Genomic DNA, 23736 nt, shown 5'->3' with positions numbered 1-23736 from the left:
TTTGTGAAAAATGCTGCATAGGGCGCTTAGAATTGAGTAAACGGCGAATCGTCAGGCTAGCCGGAACGGCCGGAGGTATGCGGCAAGGTCGGGAGATAACTGTAGACGATAATTTGGCTCTGAGTCGGCCGCCGAATCGACAGCCAGGTTCAAAATGCAGCACTTGCCGGTCGTCCGACGGAGTTTAAGGCTGGGGCGGCGAAAACTCGAACGCCAACGATCAAGTGATCAGCCGCTGAGGGTTCAACGCGAAAGCTGACTCGCGAGCGGCAGTTGGTTTGGGCTGCGGTAGCGTCAATCGATGGTCTGCGTCCAGCGGCAGCGTTGGTTGACGATATCGGCGGTGTGCGGGTTGGCGATGCCCTTGGCGATCAGCGCGATGACTCGGTCGTCGGTGTCGTAGCCGATGTGGGCATCCATTGGATTCGCCAGCTTGCCGAGGCCGAAGGCGTCGTAGACCCGGGCGACGTTGATGTTGATGTTGGTGACGTTGACGCACAGCCGCGAATCCAAATATTTGTTGGCGAAGTCGTGCGGTATCGCGTAACTGAGCAAGTCGTTGGGGTCGCTGAAGGCGATGATCGAGGTCTTGGCCATGATGCGCTCGGCGTATTTGGCGCCGTCGGCCCGGCAATAGGCGGCCGATTGATTGGCGACTTCCGGCAGCGAGCGTCCCAATTGCAGCATCGGCAATTGGTTGGACATCATGTAGATCGGAATTTCCTTGTTTTTAAGAATATTGGTCAGCGCCGTGTAATAACCGGCGGTTTCGCCGTTGCCCAGCTTGGAGGCGATTTTCTGCAGGCCGTCTATCGTGATCCGGCTGCCCAGACTGTGCGAGACGAAGGCATAGCTATCGTTATAAAACGGCGTGACGTTTTTGGTGGAACAGACTTGGCGTACCTCGTCCGGCAGACTGTTCCAGTCGCCGTGGATCATCCAGCAAAACGACTGGGCGAAGGCCATCAGGATTTCGTCGCGTTTCTCGCCCAAGTAAATGATCGGGTCCGGGCCGGTATCGTTGGAGAATTTTTTCAGCAGATCGTTGACCTCCGCCCGCCGAAACGACTGTTCGCCGGAGTTGTCGTAAGACAACACTTCTTTTTCCTTGGCGGTGATTTCCGACCAGGTCAGCTCGTAAAATAGCAATTCTTGGGTTTGGCCGGCGTCCAGATAGCGGTTGATCCGCAAATTCCCCAACGGTTTTTCCGGAGCCGCCGCATCCGCCAGCTGAATATTCTTGACGTTTTTGCTGGTGACGCTCAGATTCAGTTCCTTGGTCAGCTTTTCCATGAACTGCGTGGAATAGCCGGGCAAATGATTGCCGACCCCATGCACCATCAAGACCTTCATCGTCCGGTTGGGGACTTCGAGCTGGGGCTTGATGCCGTTGAATTTATCGCCCTTGATTTCGCAGACACGGGTATCTTCCTGATCCTGCTTTTCCAATATCGCTTCGGTGATGCCTTTGCCGATGCTGGAGCAACCGGCCATTACCAGCGTCATGGTTAGAAGTAGGGGCTTGCAATCGAGTCGGTTCATGAGACGAGGTTCAGTGGTGTTTTGCCGGCGGCGCGTCGAGAATTATTTGTCCAGTTTCTTTTTGGCGGCGTCGGCTTGGGCGCCGATTTTTTCGACGGCTTCCCGATATTTGGCCTGAGCCTGATTGGCCGATTCGGCGATGATGGCGTTGTCGGTATTGGCTTCCTTAATCAGGCATTCGAAGTAATCGCGGGATTTCTGCTGCCAGGTGTTGATCGCGGCGATGCTCTTATTGAAGGCATCCACGTCGCTGTCGTCGATGATCGGCGCGTCGGGTTTGACGCCGCAGCCGGCGGGCTGCCAAGCGCCGCCGGACAAGCTGCCGGCCGCGGCGCTACCCGCAAACACGAGGGCGCAAAGGCTGAAAGACAGAATCGGGGTTTTCATCGGCTGACTCCTTGAGTAGGGTTGAGGTTAACTAAGCATTTGGCGGATGTGTTCGATTTCATCCTTGGCCTGATCCAGTACGTTGATGCTCAGATCGGCATCCAGATTGCCGGCGGCGATTTTTTTGTAGGCGGGCAAGTCGTCCATTTTAGGCATTTTCTTGATGTCGAGCTTGCCGATGAAACTGTGCAACTGGGAGATCATCACGATATCGCAGTAGCTGGCCTGAGCGCCGCCGTCGCGGTACCAGTTTTCGGCCTGAATGATGACATCCTCGAAATCGCCAGGAAAGTCCCATTTGCGTACGATCTGAACGCCGATCGGCGCTCGCAGTTCCCGCACCGCTTCGGCCAAGTCGTCGGGGCTGGCCAGAATCTCGGGTTGGCGGTCGGCATACGCCAATATCGGTACGATGCCGATGTCGTGAATCAGACCGGCCAACATGGCGCGGTCCGGATCGAAGCCGGGCGTCTTGTGAGCCAGAACCGCGCTGATCGCGGCGACATAGCTACTGTGAGCCCAAAGCTCCTGCATCTTGCGGCGTATCACCGGCGATTTAGCATTGAATACCGCTTTCAGCGCGAAAGCGGTGATGATGTCCTGAGCGGCTTTCAGGCCGAGCCGGGTCAAGGCCTCCGGGCAGCTTTCGATACGGCGGCGGCCCCGGTACAGCGGACTGTTGGAAATTTTGATCAAGCGCGCGGTGATACTCGGATCGATTTGCACGACGCGGGCGATTTTATTGCTGTTGGCGCTCGGTTCGTTGATGGCCCGACGGATTTTCACCGACACGTCGGGAATCGTCGGTAATGCCAGGGAATCGGACTGCATATATTTAAAGCAGTCCTGGTACAAGCGGTTCTTCGCCAGTTTGCTGTTTAACGGGGGAGATAAGGCCTCGGTCATTGCGTCGCTTAATTCGGACAAGCACGGGAGATTGGTTTAAAATCCGCCGCTTATGTTTAATCACCAATTGTCTATGAATACAACATCGCCGGATGTTATCACAAGCCTGACCACCATCAGAGACTATATTCGCTGGGGCGCCAGCCGTTTCGCCGAGCACGGAATCTTTCTGGGCCACGGTACTGCGGCGCCGCTGGACGAGGCGGCGGCCATCGTGTTGCACACCCTGCATCAACCTTACGATTTGGCCGACGGTTATCTGCAAAGCGTGTTGACGATGTCCGAGCGCCAGGAAGTCGTTAACCTGATCGAACGCCGCATCGTCGAGCGCAAGCCTTCGGCCTATTTGACCCACGAAGCGATTTTCGCCGGCTTGTCGTTTTACGTTGATGAGCGGGTATTGGTGCCGCGCTCGCCGATCGCCGAACTGATCGCCGATCGCTTCGAGCCCTGGGTCGACGAATCCGAGGTGTTCAATGTGCTGGACCTGTGCACCGGTAGCGGCTGTATTGCGATCGCCTGCGCCTATGCCTTTCCGGAAGCGCAAATCGATGCGCTGGATTTGTCGGAAGATGCCTTGGCGGTGGCCGCCATCAATGTCGAGAAACACGATTTGACCGAGCAAGTCGGGTTATACCAGTCCGATCTGTTTAACCAACTGCCGGTCAAGCCTTACGACATCATCGTCAGCAACCCGCCCTACGTGGCGCTGGCGGAATGGCAAGCGTTGCCGGCCGAGTTTCACGCCGAACCGGCGATGGGTTTCAAGGGCGGCGAGACTGGCTTGGACTTGGTGATTCGGATTCTGGCCGATGCTAACCAATATCTGGCCGAGCAGGGCATCTTGGTGGTCGAGGTCGGCAGCAGCGCCGAAATCTTGCAGACGATGTTTCCCAGCGTCGCCTTCCACTGGCTGGAATTCGAACGCGGCGGCGACGGCGTGTTTTTGCTGACCGCCCAACAAGTCGCGGCCCACCACACTCTTTTTGCTAGCGCGTTGTAACCATGTCCGGAAATACCATAGGTAAACTGTTCACCGTCACCACCTTCGGCGAAAGCCACGGCCCGGCGCTTGGCGCCATCGTCGATGGCTGTCCGCCCGGTCTGGAGCTGTCCGAAGCCGATTTGCAAATCGATTTGGATAGACGCAAGCCCGGCACCTCGCGCCACACCACCCAACGCCGCGAGGCCGACGAGGTCAAGATTCTGTCCGGCGTGTTCGAAGGCAAGACCACCGGCTGTCCGATCGGCTTGTTGATCGAGAACACCGATCAGCGCTCCAAGGACTACGGCAAAATCTCCGAGAGTTTCCGGCCCGGCCACGCCGATTACACCTACCACCACAAATACGGTTTTCGCGACTATCGCGGCGGCGGCCGATCGTCGGCGCGGGAAACCGCGATGCGGGTGGCGGCCGGCGCGATTGCCAAGAAATATCTGCTGCAACAGCACGGCGTTCGGGTACGAGGCTATCTGTCGCAACTCGGCCCGATCAAGATCGAACAATTCGACTGGGAAGAAATCCCGAACAACCCGTTCTTTTGTCCAGACGCCGGCAAAGTGGCGGACATGGAAAAATACATGGACGCGCTGCGCAAGGAAGGCGAGTCGATCGGCGCCAAGATCGAAGTCGTCGCCAGCCAGGTGCCGCCGGGTTTGGGCGAGCCGATTTTCGACCGTCTGGATGCCGAACTGGCTTATGCCTTGATGAGCATCAACGCCGTCAAGGGTGTGGAAATCGGCGACGGCTTCGATTGCATCGCCACCAAGGGCACCCAGTTTCGCGACGAAATCACGCCGGACGGTTTCTTGAGCAATCACGCCGGCGGCATTCTGGGCGGCATTTCCACCGGCCAGGACATCGTCGCCAGGATCGCGTTGAAGCCGACCTCCAGCCTGCGCCTGCCTGGCCGCAGCATCAACACTAAAGGCGAGCCGATCGAAGTCGTCACCGAAGGCCGCCACGATCCCTGCGTCGGCATCCGCGCCACGCCGATCGCCGAGGCGATGGTGGCGTTGGTGTTGATGGACCATTTGCTGCGCCATCGGGCGCAAAACCTGCACGTCGATTGCGGATTGCCGATCCTGCGTTAAATGCCCGTTCCCTACTGGCGTTTATCCAGCTTCTACTTCTTTTATTTCGCGACGCTCGGTTCGTTCCTGCCGTACTGGAGTCTGTATCTGCGGCAGGTCGGTTTTGCCGCCGACCAGATCGGCGAGCTGACCGCGCTGATGGTCGCCACCAAGATCGTCGCGCCCAATTATTGGGGCTGGTTGGCCGACAAGACCGGCCGTAATCTGAGTCTGATTCGGCTGACGTCGTTACTGGCGGTGGTCAGTTTCGCGGCCTTTGCCTATCGTAGCGACTTCCGCTGGTATGCGGCGGTCACGGTAATGTTCAGTTTTTTCTGGAACGCGACGCTGCCGCAGTTTGAAGCCGCGACCTTGTTTCATTTGAAGGCCGAGCCGCAACGCTACAGTCGGATTCGCTTGTGGGGGTCGATCGGCTTTATCACGGCGGTGCTGGGGATAGGCCGGTTCGTCGACGACTTCAGCATCGCCTATTTACCGTTGATCATTGCCGGTTTGATGATTTTGAATTGGTTGACCGCGTTGATCACGCCGGAAACGGCGCCGCGCCATTCCAGCGGCGGCGGTGAGACGGGGTTGTGGCGAGTGTTGCGCCGGCCGGCGGTGTTGGCCTTCCTGCTGGTTTATTTGTTGCTGCAGGCTGCGCACGGGCCGTATTACGTATTCTATTCGGTGTACTTGCAGCAACACGGTTATTCGGCCAGCGCGACCGGCTTGCTGTGGGCATCCGGCGTCGCCGCCGAAGTATTGATCTTCGTCGCGATGCGGCCCTTGCTGAAATGCATGGGGCCGCGCGGATTGTTGTTGGCGTCAATTGTGTTGAGCGTGGCGCGTTGGTTGCTGATTGCCGACGCGGTCGATTCGCTGGCGCTGACCATCGCCGCGCAACTGTTGCATGCCGCCACCTTCGGCGTCGCCCACGTCGTGGCGATGCAGTTGTTGTTTCAATATTTCGGCGAAACCCATCAGGCCAAGGGCCAGGCCTTGTACAGCAGCGTCAGTTTCGGCGTCGGCGGCATGCTGGGCAGTCTCTACAGCGGGTACTTCTGGGAGATGCTGGGCGGTCGGTTGGTTTACATCATCGCCGCGCTGATTTGCTGTCTGGCCTTGCTGCTGGCTTATCTGGGCGTTGCCCGCGAAAGCCGGCCGCGAATCGGTTAAAATTCGTCCGAATTCACAACGAGGTAGCGAAAGAGTGTTCGAGGTAATCAAAAACGGCGGCTGGATGATGGCGCCCATCATTTTGTGTTCCATCGTCGCGATGGCGATTATCGGCGAGCGGTTTTGGTCGCTAAGACGCAAGCGGATATTGCCGGTCGATCTGGTGCCCTACATTTGGCAGTTGCATCGCGAGCACAAGTTGGACGAGGCGGCGATCCGCCGAATCAAACTGAGCTCGCCGCTCGGGCGGATACTGGCGGCCGGCTTGGTGAACCGCAAGCACGGCCGGGAAATCATGAAATCCAGCATCGAGGAAGTCGGCCGGCAGGTCGCCCACGAGCTGGAACGCTATTTGAATGCATTGGGCAGCATTGCGTCGATCACGCCGCTGCTGGGCTTGCTGGGTACCGTGGACGGCATCATCCGGGTGTTTTCCGACATCGCGGTCGGCGGCATGGGCGATCCGGCGGTGTTGAGCGGCGGCATTTCCGAAGCTCTGATCTGCACCGCGTCCGGCTTGACGGTGGCGATTCCCAGCCTGTTCTTTCATCGCTATTTCGAGCGCCTGGTTGACGACCACGTGGTGCGGATGGAAGAGGAATCGCTGCGCCTGATCGACATCATGCAGGGCGCGCGGGAGGAAGCCTGATGGATTTTCGCCGCAAGCGCCGCGCTCCGGTCGATATCGGTTTGATTCCGATGATCGACGTGCTGTTGGTGCTGCTGTTTTTCTTCATGGTGGCGACCACCTTCCGCCATCATTCCGAACTGAAGATCAATCTGCCGGAGGCCCAGGGTAACGACACCCAGCCGCAAGGCAAGGAAATCAATCTGTACGTGGACGCCAAGGGTGTTTACGCGCTGGCGGGGGACGACAATCAATTCCACGAGCTGGTCAACCAAACCCCGGACGGCTTAAAGGCCGAACTCGCCAAACTGGCCGGCGAAACCCGCTTGCTGCCGTTCATTATCAGCGCCGACGGCAAGGCGCCGCATCAGGCCGTGGTCGGCGCGCTGGACATCGCCAACCAACTGGGCTTTCACCATATTACCTTTGCCGTGAACAAACCGGAGCCAAGATGAAAGCGCGCCTGATCCGCTGGTTCGAGGATGCCTGGTACAAGGAAATGTATCTGTCCGCCTGGCTGATGCCGCTATCGATGTTTTACCTGGACGCGATTCGTCTGCGGCGCTGGTTGTACCGGGTCGGCATTTGGAAGACGGTCAAACTGCCGGTGCCGGTGATTGTGGTCGGCAACATCACCGTCGGCGGCACCGGCAAGACACCGCTGGTGGTTTATCTGGTCGAGGTACTGAAGAGCCAAGGTTACCGGCCCGGCGTGATCAGCCGCGGATACGGCGGCGCCAAAGACGACAAACCGCGCTGGGTGACGGTCGATAGCGATCCGGCCCAAGTCGGCGACGAGGCGGTGCTGTTGGCGGCGCGCTGCGCTTGTCCGGTAGTGGTTGGCGTGAATCGGCCGGCGGCCGGCCGCGAATTGCTGTCCAAGCAAGCCTGCGACGTGTTGATATCCGACGACGGATTGCAGCATTATGCGTTGGCGCGCGATGTCGAAATCGTCGTGATCGACGGTCAGCGCCGCTTCGGCAACGGTTATTGCCTGCCGGTCGGGCCGATGCGCGAACCGCCGGAACGCGTCAAGCAAGCGGATTGGGTCGTCGTCAATGGCGGCGGCGAATTGCTGGAAGGCGAGATTGCCATGCAGTGCCGAGGCGAGGTTTTGGTGAATTTGCAGTCCGGCGAACGCCGACCGCTGGCCGATTTCGCCGGCCGGGATTGCCGGGCGGTCGCCGGGATCGGCAACCCCCAGCGGTTTTTCGGGCAACTGGCCGCCGCCGGATTGCATTGCACGGGTTTAGCCTTTCCGGACCATCATGCCTACACCGCCGCCGATCTGGCCGGCGACGATAGGCCGCTGATCATGACCGAGAAAGACGCGGTCAAATGCCGGCGCCTGGCCCGGCCGAATTTCTGGTATCTGCCGATTGCCGCCGAATTGCCGGACGCCTTCTCTCAACAATTGCTCAAACTACTCAAAGACAAAGCCCATGGATAAAAAATTGCTCGAGATCTTGGCCTGCCCGATCTGCAAAAGCTCGCTGATCTACGACAAGGACAAGCAGGAATTGATCTGCAAGGCCGATAAACTGGCCTTCCCGATCCGCGACGGCATTCCGGTGATGTTGGAAGACGACGCCCGCGAATTGAGTTTCGAAGAAGCGGAAGCCTTGCGCAAATGACCGCGTTCAAAGTGGTGATTCCGGCGCGTTACGCATCCACCCGTTTGCCCGGCAAACCGCTGCTGGACATCGCCGGCAAACCGATGATCGCCCACGTTTGCCAGCGGGCGCTGGAAGCCGATGCCGAGCAAGTCGTGGTTGCCACCGACGACGGGCGCATTTTCGATACCGTGTCCGCGTTGGGTATACCAACCGTGATGACCGATCCGAATCACCAATCCGGCACCGAACGCATCGCCGAAGTGGCGGAAAAGCTCGGCTGGCGGGACGAGGAGATCGTTGTCAATCTGCAGGGCGACGAACCCCTGATACCGCCCGCCTATATTCGCGACGCGGCCGCCGCTCTGGCGAGTCAAGGCCTGGCCGGCATCGCCACCCTGGCCGCGAAAATCGCTACGGCCGCCGAAATCTTCAATCCCAACGCGGTGAAAGTGGTATTGGATAAGGACGGCTACGCGCTGTATTTCAGCCGGGCGCCGATACCCTGGCACCGCGCAAGCTTCCCCGATCGCCACGATGTGGCGGCGGCCGAGTTGCCGAATTTTCGTCACATTGGCCTATACGCCTACACCGTGGGCTTTCTGAGGCGCTATTGCGGTTGGGGGGTGTCGCCGCTGGAAAGCGTCGAGGCCTTGGAGCAGTTGCGTATTCTGTGGCACGGCGAGAAAGTCTTGGTCAAGATCGTCGATCAGATTCCAGAGGCCGGCGTTGATACCGAAGAGGATTTGCGGCGGGTCGTGGCACGACTGGCGCGGGTTTAGCCGTCGCGCCGATTGGGCTTGCGTCGCGCGGCGAGTTGCTTCGCGACCGCCGCTCGCCGCCAGCGGTCTACAGCTTGGCTGATTCAAGCCTAATTCTAATGGTACAATACACGGCTTTATGCCCGTCGCCGGAATGGCGGCCGGGAAGTTGCAATTAACGTGTGGTTGTCTATGAGTAAACTGAAGTGTGCCGTGATCGGTGCGGGATATTTAGGGAAATTTCATGCGGAAAAATACGCGTCGTTGAAGGACTGCGAGTTGGTGGCGGTCGTCGACATCAATCCCGAAGCGGCACAATTGGTGGCGGAAAAACATGGCGTCGAAGCCATTACCGATTACCGGGAATTGTTGGGTAAAGTCGATGCGGTCAGCATTGTCGTTCCGACCATTCTGCACCATCAGGTTACCAAGGACTTCCTGAACGCGGGCACGCACGTGTTGGTCGAGAAGCCGATTACGGTGACGGTCGAGGAAGCCGACGAATTGATTGCAATTGCTCGCGAGAAGCAGGTGATCTTGCAAGTCGGCCATCTGGAACGCTTCAACCCGGCCGTGCGCGGTCTGGAAAAACTCGACGAGAAGCCGCTGTTCATCGAATCTCACCGCTTGTCGCCGTTCAATCCGCGCGCCAACGACGTCAGCGTGGTATTGGATTTGATGATCCACGACATCGACATCATTCTGGCGCTGGTGGATTCGGAAATCGAGAAAATCGACGCCAGCGGCACCTCGGTGCTGACCCAGGGCACCGACATCGCCAATGCCCGGATTACCTTCAAGAACGGCTGCGTCGCCAACGTCACCGCCAGCCGGATCAGCATGAAAATGGAACGCAAGATGCGGATGTTCCGGCCTAGCTCCTATATCTCGGTGGATTTTCAAAATCGGGTATTGATCAAGCACAAGACCGGCGACAAGGAGATGTTTCCCGGTATTCCGGAAATCGTCACCGAAGAGTCTGTGTTCGAAAACGGCGACGCCTTGCTGGAGGAAATCAAACATTTCGTCGCGTGCGTGCAATCCGGCGACAATCCGCTGGTGCCCGGCGAAGCCGGCCGCAAGGCACTGGCCACCGCGATCGAAATCAGTCACTTTTTAATCCAACGCTAGAGGGCTTGCGATGATTCCGATGGTCAACCTGAAGGCGCAGTTCGCCGACATCAAAGACGAAATCGAAGCCGGCATGGCCGCGACGATCGACAGTTGCTCGTTCATCCTGGGCCCCAATGTCCAAGCGTTTGAAAAAGAAGCCGCCGACTATTTGGGCGTCAAGCACGCCATCGGCTGCGCCTCCGGCACCGACGCGCTGCATTTGGCCTTGCTGGCGCACGGCATCGGTCCGGGCGACGAGGTGATTACCAGCGCGTTCACCTTTATCGCCACCGCCGAGGCGATCAAATACGTCGGCGCGACGCCGGTGTTCGTCGATATCGATCCGGGCACCTTCAATATCACGCCGGAGACCATTAAACAGGCCGTCACCCCGAAAACCAAGGCGGTGATGCCGGTGCATCTGTTCGGCCAGCCGGCCGATCTGCCGGCGATTCGGGCCATTTGCGACAAACACGGTCTGAAACTGATCGAGGACTGCGCCCAGTCTTTCGGCGCGACCGTCGCCAATCGCCAGACCGGCAGCTACGGCGACGCGGCCGGTTTCAGCTTTTTCCCCAGCAAAAACCTGGGCTGCTTCGGCGACGGCGGATTGGTGACAACTTCGTCCGACGAAGCCGCCGCCAAGATCAAGCAATTCCGCAACCACGGCTCCGAAGTCCGTTATTACCACGACGTGGTCGGCTACAACAGTCGGCTCGACGAATTGCAAGCGGTGGTATTGCGGGCCAAGCTCAAGCGCATCGATCAATATAACGCCGCCCGTCGGCACGCTGCGCATTTGTATTCCAAGTTGCTGGCCGATTTGCCGTTGGCGACGCCGTTCGAGGACGGCGTCGGCGTGCATGTCTATCATCAATATACCTTGTTATGCGAGCGCCGCGACGAGGTGATGAAGGCCTTGTACGATCGGCAAATTTCCAGCGCGATTTACTATCCGGTGCCGTTGCACCAGCAAAACGTATTCAAGGACGACTGCGCCGGGCTGTCGTTGCCGGTGACCGAAGCGGTGGCCGCCAAGTGTTTCTCGCTGCCGATCTGCTCCAATTTAGCTGACGACACCGTCGCCGAAATTGCCGACGTGATTCGCGGCGCGTTGGCCAACTGATCCGCTCGCGGCTTGGGCCGAACGCCGTTCGGCCCGTCTTGACGGCATTCATGACCGCTTCCAATCCAACCTACACGGTGCTGTTCAGCGCCGGCGAATCCTCCGGCGACCGGCACGCGGCCCACATGTTTCAGGCGATGCGAGCGATCGATCCGGCCGTCCGCGGCGTGGGAATGGGCGGCACCGCGATGCGGGAGGCCGGCATCGACATCCGCTACGATTCGTCCGGCATCGGCGTGATCGGTCTGGTCGAAGTGCTGAAGCATTACCGGGAAATCCGCCGGGCGTTAAAGACGATGCAGGCCTTGGTCGCGGCTGAACAGCCGGATTTGCTGGTCTGCGTCGATTACAAGGAATTCAACCTGAAGTTGGCCAAATTCGCCAAGCGGCAGGGCGTTAAGGTGTTGTTTTACGTCAGTCCGCAGGTGTGGGCCTGGCGGCCGGGTAGAGTGAAGACTTACGGCAGAGCCATCGATATGATGGCGGTGATTTTTCCGTTCGAGACCCGTTATTACCAAGCCGAGGGCGTGCCGGTGCGTTACGTCGGCCACCCGTCGGTCGATAAAGTGAAACCGTTGCGCGGCCGCGACGAAGATTTCAGCCGATTCGGCCTGGACCCGCGCCGGCCGGTCATCGGCATCCTGCCCGGCAGCCGGAGTAACGAAATCAAGCGCATGTTGCCGGTGATGTTGGACGCGGCCGCCATTCTGAGCCGGCGCCAGCCCGAGCCGCAATTTTTGCTGCCCCAGGCCGACAGCGTTGACGATGGGCAAATCCAAGCCGCGTTAAGTCATGCCGGTGTCACGATCCATGTGGTAAAACAACAGGCTTACGACGTGATTCAATGCTGCGACGCGGTGATGACCACCTCGGGTACCGCATCCTTGGAAATCGCGTTGCTGACGGTGCCGATGGTCATCGTGTACCGGTTGGCGGCATTCAGCTACTGGTTGGGTAAGCGCTTGGTCAAAATTCCGTTCATCGGCTTGCCTAACATCATCGCCGGGCGAGCCATCGTCAAGGAGCTGATTCAGCACGACTTGACCCCTGAGAATCTGGCGGCCGAAGTAGAGCGTTTGTTGGCCGATCGCGCGTATCGAGAAAACCAAATCGGCGAATTGCGCTTGGTCAAGCAGGCGTTGGGCGAGGGCGGCGGTTCCGCCAACATGGCCGCGCTGGCATGGGAAATGTTGAAGGCCGGGGCTTAGCGCGGTTTTTGGGCTATTATCAGCGCGTGAAGGCTTACCTTCTCGCACACCGACGGAAGCGGAACATGAGATTGAAGAAAACCTTGGGTTTTATCGTTAAGTTGTTGATTAGCGGCGGATTGCTGGCTTATTTGTTCAGCGTGGCCGACATCGATCAGTTTGTCGGGCGCATCGCCAACTTGGGCCCGGAGTTCGTGGTGTTCGGCTGGGTTTATTACGCGATTTGCCAATGGATTTCGGCTTATCGTTGGCGACTGTTTCTGGTTGCCGAAGGCGCCAGAGTCTCGGTCTATCGCTTATTCAAGTTCTATATGGTCGGCATGTTCTTGAACAATTTCATCCCCGGCGGTCTGGGGGGCGATATCGTCAAGGGTTACCGCTTGCATAAAACCATTAACAACCCGAATCTGGCCATCGTTTCGGTATTTTTGGAGCGCTTAACCGGTTTGGTGGGCTTGACGGTATTGGCGGTCGCGGTATCGCCGTTCAATCTGGTCAAATTGCAATCGCAGATCGCGCTTTTTGCGGTGGCCGGATCGGCGCTGTTTTTGTTGCTGCTGATGCTGGTGATCTGGTGCCCGCCGATGGCCCGCCTGAACCTGTGGTTGTCTAAGAAACTGTTTCCCAAGGCCTTGGGCGAAAAGATCGCCCAGTTGTACATGGCGCTGTATTCGTTCCGCAATCATCGGCGCACCTTGTTGGGGGCGACGGCGGTATCGACTGTATTGCAATTGATGTTCGCGATTTACTATGCCTTGGCCGCCAAGGCCTTGCATATCGAAGTCGATCCGATTTATTTCATTCTGTTTTTACCGGCGATTACCATCGTAACGATGGTGCCGCTGTCGATAGGCGGATTGGGTATACGCGAGGGCGTCATGATCGGATTGTTCGGCTCGGTCGGGGTATCCAGCGCCGACGTATTGTCCATTTCACTCAGTGTCTACAGCATCAATTTACTGCTGAGTCTGTTCGGTGGCCTGATGATGTTCGAGCGCCAAAAGACCGGCGAAGCTCGCGAGGCAATTTGAGCATGCTGGCCCGGCTGACCCTGATTCCTCGCAATTACTATTTGTTCGCGGTCGGTTGGTTGGCCGTGTTGTTGGGCGTTCAGGCCGGCTGGTATTCGGTGCCGTCGTCGGCGATGTCCAGTTTCGGAAACGCGGGCGTGGAGCTGAGAGAGCACGCCGCTATCGGGTGGGAATTCGCGGTGCGCGCCGGCTTGCTCTGCTATGCGGGCTTGGCGATTGCCGCGCTGCGCGGGACTGTTGTTTTCCGTAGGCGGGTGGTTGGCGCCGGCTGGTTGTTGCTGGTGTTAACGCTGGCCTTTCCCTATGTGATGAATCACTGGTATCCGGAGTACGGGTTGGATACCCGTGTGATTTACCGCCAAGTGGATAGGGTGGTGGATGACATGGAAGCCGGTTTGAACTGGCAACAGTTCGACTGGCGGGAGAGTCGGACCATAATGACCCAGATGCCGCCGGACACGCTGAGCGCCACGGTGTTCGAGGATGAATGGGGCGTTAAGGCGGCGTTACCGGAATATCAGACCCATGTCCTGCAAAACGTGCTTGGTTACTCGAACGAGTTTTTAAATTCGGTCGGCAAGGGCTGGATTTTTGCGATTCTGGGCTTGGTTTTGACGATATTGCCGGCGCGTTGGCTCATCCCGGTTTCGGCCGAGGCCGCACGATCGCCGAGGATGTGGCCGATATTCGCGGTGGTATTGGCCGGCTTGTTAATACCCAAATGGCTGGCTTATTACTACGTCGATCAGGGTAAAACCCGTTATGCTGCGGGAAATTGGCACGATGCGGCCGAAGATTGGCGGCGGGCGGCGTTCTGGAATCCGGGCGTGGACTATGCCTTGCCGTATTTCGCCGATTTGGGCGAAATGGCGTTGGCGAAAGAATGCGCAGATTGCCGGGAGTGGCCCTTGTTCGAACTGGCCAAAGCAGTCAGAACCGGCAATTACGCGCGCGCCGAACAATTGGCCGGCGAGCCGCTGACCCAGCGTTTGGTCGAGATGCCGGCCTATCGGTACTGGCTGTCCGCGGTTTTTCTCGAATACGGCGTACAGGCCTACAATGCCGGCCAGTACGGCTTGGCCGAGGAACTGTGGAACAAAACCCTGGTACAAATGCCGACCTCGGCGATGGCTTGGTACGGATTATCGCTGGTCTATCTGAAATACAAACAATTCGATCGGGCCGCCGAGTCGATCAATCAAGTGGTCGCGTTGCAGAAGTTCGTCAATTTCCGAAAGATGACGATTTCCGGACAATACTGGGCGACCAAAAGCTGGGCGGCGTTTCGGCGCGACGACCCGGTGGCGGCTCATGTCCTCTACACCAAGTACCTGACACCGGACAGTTGGAAATAATATGGCTATGAACGGGATTCGGCGCCTGTTGCCGTCGTTGGGCGGCTTGCTGATCGCGTCGTTGTTGATCGCATTGTGTCTGGCGAATTGGTTGCTTCCGATACGCTACGGTCCGGTTCGGGATCAAATGCCCGACGGTTGGATGGGAGCGGAACAGGCCGAACGGCGTGCTTATTTTCGGCAGACTTGGCGTTTGCCGTTCAAGCCTGAACACGGCTGGGTGGCACTGGCCGCCGACGACTACCAGTTGATGGTGAACGGCCGGGTAGTGTCTTGGAACAAATATTCGATCAACGCCTCCTTGCCGTTTCAAACCCGCTTTTCCGATCGCGCCCAGGGCCAAGTTCCTCACAGTTGGGACATGCCGCGCAACCCGACCTCGCAACGCGCCGCCAATGAAGAATGGCGTGTCTTGCACTATATCGACATCACCCCGTACTTGCTGCCCGGCGAGAACACCTTGGTGGTCTACGTGCAATCGCAACACCTGCCGCGTCTGGCGATCAAGGGTGGGGCCGACGGCGAGGGACTGAGCGCTGAAATCGACGGTCGCGCCGAGGCTTGGCGAGCGGTGGGTGTCGCGGCCAATTTAACCGGCCAGCGCTTTTTCGAGCCCGGCTACAACGAAAGGGAGTGGCCGGCCGCGCGGCCTTTGGGGGATCTGGAGAAGCCGGTCTATGCGCCCATCGATCCGACGATCTGGACCACGCCGCGTGCCGAAAGGGGTTTGTCCGGCGTTTGGTTGGCCGGCGATATGCGCCTGACAACCGAACTGGACGGTTTGCGCCAAGTCGCGGGCGGTTCCGCCTGGGTCAGAATCGGCTGCGATTGGCCGTACCACCTGTTTTGGGACGATGAGTTGGTGGGTGCCGGCGGCGGCGACGGCATCGAAGCCTTCGACTTGACCCGGTTTCTGGCGGCGGATCGAGGTCGGCTCAGCGTGCGGGTGGTCAGGCCGAATAGTGATGCCGGTCCGCCGGTTTTGTTTATTGACGGCCGTTTGGGCCAGCGGGTGCTCGACGGCGGTCTGCATTGGCAAACCCAGATTCAGGCGCATCCCGATTGGTTGTCGGGCGCGGGGCAATGGGTCGCGGCCGCGACGTTGTCGGCCGACAGCCGTTTGGGGGCGTTGAAACTGCAAACCTCCGCGCCGATCGATGTTGACTGGATGGTTCAGTTTTTGGGGCTGTGGCTGGTGTCGGCCGGTGCTTGTTGGTTGGCGACCCGCGTCTTCCGTCTCGGGTCCGGAGCGGCGGCGAGTGGGTCATCCGGGGTATTGGCAATCGGAGCGATTGCGGCGTTGATGCTGATCGCGTTGCGGGTCCGCTACGGCGAGACCGACAGTGTTCTTTGGTTGGAGGACCCGATATGGCGGCCGTTTTGGCTGGGGTGGGTGCCGGCGGTGACAGGGTTGTCCTGGTGGATATTACGCCGCCCGGCGTTTAAGGTGTCGTGGCCGGAAGCTTGGCGGCGGGCCAGCGATGCTCGCTTATGGCTAGGGCTGACTTTAGTGGCCGGTTTCGCGTTGCGTTACTACCAGATTGGCTTCGACGATTTACAAGCGGACGAAAACGTCAGTTGGGACGCTTCGCGCGGCATCCTGAAAGGATTGTCGCCGGAAGCCGTGTCCGGGGTGTTGTACACCCGTTCGCCACTCTACCATTACGTGCTGGCCTTATGGTTGGCGGTCTTCGGCGACAGCAAGGAAATCGCCAGGGGCTTGTCGATCGTGCCTGGGCTGGGTGTGGTGGTCGCCGGGTATTTACTGACGCTGAGAATCAGCGGACGGCGCGGTTTGGCGCTGCTGGTGGCGGTATTGCTGGCCTTCGATCCCTGGCAGATCTTTATTTCGCGGATTATCCGTTTTTACCAGTTCATGCAGTTTTTGGGCGTGGTCAGCGTCTACCTGTTTTTACGGGGCTTCATCTGGCGGGACGGCCGCCGCTATCAGCATTGGTTCTTCGTATTCTGCACCGCGACGGCCCTGAGTCAGGAGGTGTTCGTGATTACCTTTCCGGCGTTTTGTATTGCCGGATTTTTATATTACAAGCCGTTCGACTGGCGCGCCGATCGGTCGATACTGATCGGATTCGCCACGATGATGACGGTCACGATCGCCGATATGGTGATCTTTACGATACTGTGCCTGACCCCGCACGTCGGAATCGCCACCTCCAGCGATTCGATCATGAAGCTGCATTTGATCAATCCGCATGTCTTCGTCAATTTGTTTTTATTGGGCAACCAACGCATGGCGCTGGCTTACAGCGTCCTGGTGGTTTCGGGGTTTTGGTATTGGTTCCGGGGACGAAAATCCGACCCGGCCATCGTCACTCTGTATTTGCTGGCCTTTGTCAGCGCATTCGTCGCGTCGGTACTGCTCATGCAGATTGCGAATCGCTACGTGTCGCCGTTGTATCCATTTTTGATCGTATTGGCGGTATTGACTGGCCGTGGTTGGATAGATGCGCTCGCGGAGCGCCTTTTCGGAAATAGCGGTACGGTCGAGGTGTTGCGCAACCGGTGGCGAACCATCGTGGTTGGATTGCTGCTGGCGCTGGTACCGTTTCAGTCCGATCCGCTGGCACTGGTGAACGCCTATTCGCGGCCGATTAACATGGGGCATGAAACCGCCTATCACTATATCGCGGCGCAGAAATTGCCCGACGATAAGATCTTGACGGTATCGCCGATGTCGGCGGCGATTGTGATGGGCGGTGTCGATTATTATTTGATGGAAACCTTATCCTTCGACGAGGTATACCGGCACGCCTCGGTTCAAGGTCAAGTCGTCGATCGCTGGGCGGGTGGCAAGCTGGTCACCAACCTCGATGAATTGAAACGCTTGTTCAATCAGCATCGACGGGTTTGGGTGATTACCGACGAGATGGAAAGCAAGAAAATGTCCGACGAACTGCTCGGTTTTTTGGAGCGGACTAGCGAGGTCCGCTACGAATTCTTTGGCGGCAAGGTACTGTTATGGGACGCCGGACGAGGGTTGTATTGAGTTCCTGCCGGCTCGGGAACGATGGCGATGAAGGCAAAAACTTTGACGGGACTGAAGTTGGGGCGAGAAAAAGCGTTTGCTAAACTATGTTAAATGACATAATATTTTTGCGGCATATCGCTTAAAATTTTTACCGTTTTTTAAGGCATTTGATTTTTTTCTATAAAAGTCAATATCTTGGCTTGTGGCATTGTTTGTGCTCTTTTTGGAAATAGTGTTTTTCACTTTTCCATCAGAGGTAGCAACATGGCGCAAGAATTGATCGTCACGAATTACGAAACCACCGCTCAACACCTGAACACCGGTGGTTTGGTCCTGGGCGCGGGGCTGGCAATTGCTTCGATGATTCTAGTGCCGGCCTTGGCAATGCGTTTAGGGTTAAGTACCAGCTTGACCGGCGCGTTGCGGATAGCGTTGATGAAGGCCTCTAGTAAAGCCGCGCGTGGTGGGCGTTGAGCGACCGAGTGCGAGTATTTTTGTCATCCATTACCCGTCACGGAATGAGGCGTTTATAATCCCTTACGGTTTCCGGCAAGGAATTATTTAGGATTGGAAGACATGGTGACGAACGAAAACGGTAAAAATTGCGATCTGTGCGGACTGGCTGTCGAAGTCAGCGGTTTCGAACTTAAAACCATCGACGGCGACAAACAGTTTTGTTGCGAGGGTTGTAAGGGCATTTTTCAGATGCTTCATGAGGAGCTGATAGTGCCCGACGACCACGACAACAAGTCCCAACCTACTCGGAGCTAACCAGAGGATCGTTATGGCGCACAATCACGACAAGCAGGCGCGTTTACCCGACTCGTCGATGAGTAAGCAGGTTGTCGCGGGAACACTGGCTACCGCAACCGTCAACACTGGAGGAAAATTGATGAGCAAAATCGCAAAACACCCGGTTTTACTGTTCGGCGCCGGCATGGTTGCCGGTTATTTCGTATACAAATACCGAAAAGAAATCGTGGCCAGTGCGGCAAAGACTATCGACGCCGGCAAGGATTTCGTATTGCATCAAAAGGAAACGCTGGAAGACATCGTCGCCGAAGCCAAAGAAGAGAATTGATCGCGTTGATGCGAACCCGGTTCTTCGATTCTGTGTTAAAAACGGGCGGCAGCCGGCCAAGGCGTCGCCCGTTTTTGTTTTTATCTCATTGATATGGCTATACAAAGAGAATTTGTTCTGCGCTATCGCCACGAGGGTCACCTGCGCTTCCAACTACCCGAGCGAGCTTGTCGGCCAATGGCCGCCGTTGCGTTGGTAAAGCGGATTCGCGAATTGCCGGGTGTCCTGGCAGTCGATTTGTTCCGCGGCCAACGTAAGTTGGCGATCCGTTTTCAAGAAGCGGTTTGCGACTTTAACGGTTTGGCGCGGGCGATGCACACGGCGCTGGCGGAGTTGGAGGCTGAAGGCTGTTTCGACGACATCCCCGTGACCAAGTCAGCCGGCCGTTTGGCTCTCGGCATTAAGAGGCGGCTTAAAAATACAAGGGTTGGCGCTTGGTTCGGTGAGAAAGTTCAGGCGGGCCGGGAAACCGTCGAAGCGGCCAAAGTCCTTGGCAAACTCAGTAGCCAGGGGCCGAAAGCCTTGTTCAAGGATCCCGAGAAAGCCGTGATCGACTTTCTGAACGACGTGTTGGTGTTGTATTTAATCAAGGCACACTGGCCGCGAATTACCCAGCAATGGCTGCCAAGGCCGTGGACCCACCGCTACGAATGGCTGGCGGTGTTTTATATGTTTTTCTTGTTGGTCAGATCCCGCAGGCCCAAATAAGTCGACTGGTCGTGGCCCGGCGCGGTGCGCGGGGTTCTTTGGTCAGTAATATCTAGGAGTGCAGTCTTAATGGTTACCGATAACAACCCATATCGGCATTTTGAGGTTCGGCACCAATTACGCAACCGGATCAGAATCATTACCCCGGTGTTGGTCGGCGACCCCGAACGTAGTTACATTTTCGAAATCCTTCTTAAAAAAAGACCGGAAATAAAACGAGTACGCTCGGTGATTGCGATCGGTTCGGTCGCGATAGAATTCGACTCGAGTCGGCTCCCCGCCAAAAATCTGCTGATTTTGCTCGATGCCGTCCTCGGCAACATTGCCAGCAAGCGCCCGCTAGGTAAGTCCGACAAGAAAAAATTGCCTGAAGGACCTTTGGCCGACATCGATTTGGCGGTGGAAGGCATGAGCTGCGCGTCTTGCGCGCTATTGATCGAAATGGTCTTGAACCGCGACGAGCGCATTAAAAAGGCTAGCGTCAATTTCGCCACCGAAACGGTCAATGTTCAAGGTTGCTTAACCAAGTCCGACGTTATCCAGGCCATCGAAAAACTCGGGTACACCGCCTTGCAGGTCGATACCCTTTCGCAGCGGAAAAAATTGATCGAAAAGGAGTTGCAAAGAATTGACGTGGCCCGGCGTCGATTTGTATGGGCAGGGCTGCTGACCGCGCCGGTGGTGGCGGTGGCGATGACGATGCGTACCGGTGTCTGGCTGCACTGGTTGCAATTTGCCCTGACCACGCAAGTGGTATTCGGTACCGGCAGCCAGTTTTTCGTCAAGGCCTATCGGCTGGCCAAGCAGCGTGCCGCCAATATGGATAGCCTGATCGCGCTGGGCGTCGGCTCGGCTTACGGTTACAGCCTGCCGGCCTTATTCGGCCGGCGGAGCCACGTGTATTTCGAGGCGGCGGCGGCCATCGTCACCTTCGTGTTGCTGGGGCGCTATCTGGAAGAACGGGCGCGGGGCAAAGCTGGCGAAGCGATCCGCAAACTGGTGGATCTGCAACCCCAGACCGCAACCTTGTTGACCGAAAACGGCGAAGAGCGACGGGTGGATGTCGACGAGATTCAAGTCGGCGACGTGTTGCTGGTGCGTCCAGGCGAAAAAATTCCGACCGACGGTGTGGTTATCTACGGTATTTCCACGGTCGATGAATCGATGATCACCGGCGAGAGCATGCCGGTCGTCAAAGTGACCGGCAATACGGTGATCGGCGGTTGCGTTAACGGCAACGGCGTATTGCAGGTGCGGACCAGCGCCGTTGGCATGAATACCGTGCTGGCCGGCATCGTGCACATGGTCGATCAGGCACAAGCCGCGAAACTGCCGATCCAAAAGCAAGTAGACAAGATTTCGGCGGTCTTCGTGCCGGCCGTTATCGGCTTGTCCGCTTTGACGCTGACGGGTTGGTTGATCGTCGGCGCGCCGTTCGGCCTGGCGTTCGGCAATGCAATTACCGTGCTGTTGATTGCCTGTCCCTGCGCGTTGGGTTTGGCGACGCCGGCGGCGATCATGGTCGGCACCGGGCAGGCGGCCAAGCAAGGCGTCTACATTCGTAACGGCGAGAGCCTGGAAATTGCCAGCAAGCTCAACGCGATCGTATTCGACAAAACCGGGACGATTACCGAAGGCAAGCCTAAAGTCGTCAAAATCCACAAAGTCACGCGCATCGCCGAAAACAAATTGCTGATGCTGGCGGCGTCCGCCGAAAACAACTCCGAACATTTCCTGGGCAAGGCCATCGTCAAACACGCTGATGAGCTGGGATTGGCTTTGCATGAATGCGCGTATTTTTACAGTGAGACCGGGCAAGGCATCCGCGCCGAAGTGGACGGTTACAAACTGCTGATCGGCAACCAAGCTTGGCTGCAAAGTCATCAAGTAGAAGTGCATGGCTTGGCGGAACCCGCCGACGGCGCGGCCGCCCTGGGCCAGACTCCGGTGTTCATGGCGGTGGACGGCAAGGAAGCCGCGGTATTCGCGATCGCCGATACCCCGCGACTCGAAGCCGCCGAGGCGATCGAGCGTCTGCATAAAATGGGCATCAAAACCATGATGGTCACCGGCGACACCGACAAAACCGCTTACGCCATTGCGTTCCGGGTCGGAATAGCGGACGTGGTGGCGCAGGCCAAGCCGGATGACAAACTACGAATCATTCGGCAATTACAGGCCGATGGCCTGAATGTCGGTATGATAGGCGACGGCATTAACGACGCGCCGGCATTGGCCGCCGCCGATGTCGGTTTCGCGGTCGGCGGCGGTACCGACGTCGCGATAGAATCCGCCGACCTGACCTTGGTGCAAGGCGATATTGGCAAAGTCACGGATACAATCGAACTCAGCGCTTTCACGATTAGGGTGATCAAACAAAACCTGTTTTGGGCATTCGGCTACAACACCATCGCAATTCCGGTGGCTGCAATGGGTAAACTCAACCCGATGATCGCCGCCGCGGCCATGGCGTTGAGCTCAGTGTCGGTCATCGTCAATTCACTCAGACTCAGTAAATAAATGGATCACCAAATGCACGGCATGGATCATGCGATGCATGGCATGACCGAGATGGCGGCCGCCAGCGGTTTTGATTACACCCTGGCATTCGCGGCGGGCTTTCTCGGTAGCGGACATTGTTTGGGCATGTGCGGAGCCTTGGTGTCCGGCTTTTTCATGAAGGCCGGCAAAAGTCGAAGCTACTGGCCTTATCTGGCTTATCAGGTGGCCAGGATTTCGGTTTACGCGACGATAGGCATGGTGGCCGCCGCCTTGGGCGTCGTGCTGATTTCCAGTGGCTTGTTCGGCAAAATTCAGAGCGTGTTGCAAATTACGATGGGCTTGGTCGTCATTGCCTTGGCGATGGGGGTGTTGGGCTGGATACCCTGGCAGGGCTCCATGCGCTTGATCCCGCTGGGCGTATTGCGTAAAGGCTACGCGACCGCCAATCAAAAAGGCCCCATTGTCGGCTCGATCATCGCCGGACTGTTAAACGGTTTGATGCCGTGCATGCTGACGTTCGCGATGGCGGTCAAAGCCACGACTGCAAGCAGCGTGTTGGAGGGCGGGACGCTAATGTTGGCGTTTGGCGCCGGTACCTTGCCGATGATGCTGTTCATCAGCGTCGCATTCGGCAAAATGAGCGCCAAATTGCGCGGCTTCATGTTCAAGGCCGCCGCCGTGATCATGCTGGTGATGGGCCTGAACACAATCAACAACGGCGTCAGCTTTTACATGGACCAGGATTTCGACCACAGTCATTTCCTGTTTTATCTCCAAACCCAACTCGACCTGGCGATAGCCTTCTTAAAGAACATGATGGATTATTTGTCAGGCATGATAGACAGCATACGCAACAAGTAGGGAGCCGCAAAAATTTCTGGATTACATCGCCGTTTTTTGTATAATGGCGAGCCAATTTGCTGGCGTAGCTCAGTTGGTAGAGCAGCTGATTTGTAATCAGCCGGTCGCGGGTTCGAGTCCCATCGCCAGCTCCATATATATCAAAGGCTTAGGTATTTTTCACCTAGGCCTTTTTTATTTGGAGTCACCAAGGAGTCACCAGGAGAGAAAGCGCTCGATGGTAATTCGTGGTAATTTTCAGTTACCGACTACTGATGCCCTTCATCGCCGAATCCCCAGCATTCACTCGGATCGGGTTCAGGGTAACGGTTAGAAAGCGTTGGGCAGCAAGCGACCCGTTGCCGACTGTTGCTTAATCTGATTCAATGCCAATTCCGTGCAAACTGAACGTGTTCTTGGCCGAGTCGATTCCAATGGTTGTAAGATTCATGCCTAACTCTCCTGAGTTGTTGATTGAACGGATACAGTTCCTTCAATCTGACACATTACCCGCCGCTCTGGGCGGGAGAGTTCATTTCATTCGTTAGGTCTTCTTAATATGGCCGCTTCTACATTCATCCACTGCCCATACTGTGGCGCGAAGGTCCAAGCCAAGGTTCTCGCGGAACGAGAATATGGGGCCGGTGAAGAATCAGAACCACATAAGTACCAATTTTCAGAGTGCTTGCAGTGT

Annotated in this window: 23 protein-coding genes and 1 tRNA gene; 21 read left to right on the top strand and 3 right to left on the bottom strand. The window is 57.3% G+C overall.

The genetic code is table 11. The features are described 5' to 3' along the window. Window positions 1–294: 294 nt before the first annotated feature. The 3 genes from AC3B8H_RS06230 to AC3B8H_RS06220 form a co-directional block, all read right to left on the bottom strand. A complete protein-coding gene (locus AC3B8H_RS06230; protein ID WP_488440749.1) occupies window positions 295–1506 on the bottom strand; it encodes a hypothetical protein in 1212 nt (403 codons plus the stop codon). A 78-nt stretch (window positions 1507–1584) separates the two neighbouring features. After that, window positions 1585–1929, bottom strand: a complete 345-nt coding sequence (locus tag AC3B8H_RS06225) for a hypothetical protein (protein WP_488440748.1) — start codon at window positions 1927–1929, stop codon at window positions 1585–1587. A 27-nt stretch (window positions 1930–1956) separates the two neighbouring features. Next, entirely contained in the window at window positions 1957–2835 is an 879-nt protein-coding gene (locus AC3B8H_RS06220; protein ID WP_488440747.1) for an HDOD domain-containing protein, read from the bottom strand. A 73-nt stretch (window positions 2836–2908) separates the two neighbouring features. Between AC3B8H_RS06220 and prmB the strand changes: the two genes are divergently transcribed. The 21 genes from prmB (at window position 2909) to AC3B8H_RS06115 (ending at window position 23197) form a co-directional block, all read left to right on the top strand. Further along, entirely contained in the window at window positions 2909–3838 is a 930-nt protein-coding gene (prmB, locus tag AC3B8H_RS06215) for a 50S ribosomal protein L3 N(5)-glutamine methyltransferase (protein WP_488440746.1), read from the top strand. A 2-nt stretch (window positions 3839–3840) separates the two neighbouring features. Then, window positions 3841–4929, top strand: coding sequence for a chorismate synthase (gene aroC, locus AC3B8H_RS06210; RefSeq protein ID WP_488440745.1), 1089 nt, complete (start codon window positions 3841–3843; stop codon window positions 4927–4929). Next, the gene (locus AC3B8H_RS06205) at window positions 4930–6087 is read left to right on the top strand and encodes an MFS transporter (protein ID WP_488440744.1); all 1158 of its coding nucleotides are present in this window, start codon (window positions 4930–4932) and stop codon (window positions 6085–6087) included. 34 nt (window positions 6088–6121) lie between these two features. Continuing rightward, entirely contained in the window at window positions 6122–6736 is a 615-nt protein-coding gene (locus AC3B8H_RS06200; protein ID WP_488440743.1) for a MotA/TolQ/ExbB proton channel family protein, read from the top strand. Further along, the gene (locus tag AC3B8H_RS06195) at window positions 6736–7170 is read left to right on the top strand and encodes an ExbD/TolR family protein (RefSeq protein WP_488440742.1); all 435 of its coding nucleotides are present in this window, start codon (window positions 6736–6738) and stop codon (window positions 7168–7170) included. The genes AC3B8H_RS06200 and AC3B8H_RS06195 overlap by 1 nt, the downstream gene beginning before the upstream one ends. Then, window positions 7167–8165 (top strand): tetraacyldisaccharide 4'-kinase, encoded by a 999-nt coding sequence (gene lpxK / locus AC3B8H_RS06190; RefSeq protein ID WP_488440741.1) that lies wholly within the window; start codon window positions 7167–7169, stop codon window positions 8163–8165. Before AC3B8H_RS06195 ends, lpxK begins: the two co-directional genes overlap by 4 nt. Beyond that, complete coding sequence (locus AC3B8H_RS06185; protein WP_488440740.1) at window positions 8158–8349, top strand: Trm112 family protein; 192 nt, start codon at window positions 8158–8160, stop codon at window positions 8347–8349. Before lpxK ends, AC3B8H_RS06185 begins: the two co-directional genes overlap by 8 nt. Further along, complete coding sequence (kdsB, locus tag AC3B8H_RS06180) at window positions 8346–9110, top strand: 3-deoxy-manno-octulosonate cytidylyltransferase (RefSeq protein ID WP_488440739.1); 765 nt, start codon at window positions 8346–8348, stop codon at window positions 9108–9110. Before AC3B8H_RS06185 ends, kdsB begins: the two co-directional genes overlap by 4 nt. 171 nt (window positions 9111–9281) lie before the next feature. Continuing rightward, complete coding sequence (locus AC3B8H_RS06175) at window positions 9282–10220, top strand: Gfo/Idh/MocA family oxidoreductase (RefSeq protein WP_488440738.1); 939 nt, start codon at window positions 9282–9284, stop codon at window positions 10218–10220. Window positions 10221–10230: 10 nt separating this feature from the next. After that, window positions 10231–11328, top strand: coding sequence for a DegT/DnrJ/EryC1/StrS family aminotransferase (locus tag AC3B8H_RS06170; protein ID WP_488440737.1), 1098 nt, complete (start codon window positions 10231–10233; stop codon window positions 11326–11328). Between the two features lie 50 nt (window positions 11329–11378). Further along, the gene (gene lpxB / locus AC3B8H_RS06165) at window positions 11379–12536 is read left to right on the top strand and encodes a lipid-A-disaccharide synthase (protein ID WP_488440736.1); all 1158 of its coding nucleotides are present in this window, start codon (window positions 11379–11381) and stop codon (window positions 12534–12536) included. Between the two features lie 65 nt (window positions 12537–12601). Then, window positions 12602–13567: a lysylphosphatidylglycerol synthase transmembrane domain-containing protein gene (locus tag AC3B8H_RS06160; RefSeq protein WP_488440735.1), complete on the top strand. Its 966-nt coding sequence runs from the start codon at window positions 12602–12604 to the stop codon at window positions 13565–13567. A gap of 2 nt (window positions 13568–13569) precedes the next feature. Continuing rightward, entirely contained in the window at window positions 13570–14922 is a 1353-nt protein-coding gene (locus AC3B8H_RS06155) for a tetratricopeptide repeat protein (RefSeq protein WP_488440734.1), read from the top strand. A 1-nt stretch (window position 14923) separates the two neighbouring features. Further along, window positions 14924–17929 carry a hypothetical protein gene (locus AC3B8H_RS06150; protein ID WP_488440733.1) on the top strand — a complete coding sequence of 1002 codons (3006 nt, stop codon included), beginning with the start codon at window positions 14924–14926 and terminating at the stop codon, window positions 17927–17929. Between the two features lie 246 nt (window positions 17930–18175). After that, window positions 18176–18385, top strand: a complete 210-nt coding sequence (locus AC3B8H_RS06145; RefSeq protein ID WP_488440732.1) for a hypothetical protein — start codon at window positions 18176–18178, stop codon at window positions 18383–18385. A 102-nt stretch (window positions 18386–18487) separates the two neighbouring features. Beyond that, complete coding sequence (locus tag AC3B8H_RS06140; RefSeq protein WP_488440731.1) at window positions 18488–18682, top strand: heavy metal translocating P-type ATPase metal-binding domain-containing protein; 195 nt, start codon at window positions 18488–18490, stop codon at window positions 18680–18682. 121 nt (window positions 18683–18803) lie between these two features. Further along, complete coding sequence (locus AC3B8H_RS06135; protein WP_488440730.1) at window positions 18804–18992, top strand: hypothetical protein; 189 nt, start codon at window positions 18804–18806, stop codon at window positions 18990–18992. Between the two features lie 93 nt (window positions 18993–19085). Beyond that, the gene (locus AC3B8H_RS06130) at window positions 19086–19700 is read left to right on the top strand and encodes a hypothetical protein (protein ID WP_488440729.1); all 615 of its coding nucleotides are present in this window, start codon (window positions 19086–19088) and stop codon (window positions 19698–19700) included. 69 nt (window positions 19701–19769) lie between these two features. Continuing rightward, complete coding sequence (locus AC3B8H_RS06125) at window positions 19770–22220, top strand: heavy metal translocating P-type ATPase (RefSeq protein WP_488440728.1); 2451 nt, start codon at window positions 19770–19772, stop codon at window positions 22218–22220. Continuing rightward, the gene (locus AC3B8H_RS06120) at window positions 22221–23063 is read left to right on the top strand and encodes a sulfite exporter TauE/SafE family protein (protein ID WP_488440727.1); all 843 of its coding nucleotides are present in this window, start codon (window positions 22221–22223) and stop codon (window positions 23061–23063) included. It abuts the gene before it with no gap. 58 nt (window positions 23064–23121) lie between these two features. Next, window positions 23122–23197: transfer RNA gene (locus tag AC3B8H_RS06115), tRNA-Thr, on the top strand. Window positions 23198–23736: the final 539 nt, after the last annotated feature.

Source organism: Methylomonas sp. BG-2 (assembly GCF_057766305.1).
Note: the sequence above shows the minus strand (reverse complement) of the source record. Positions and strands in the feature narration are given on the sequence as shown.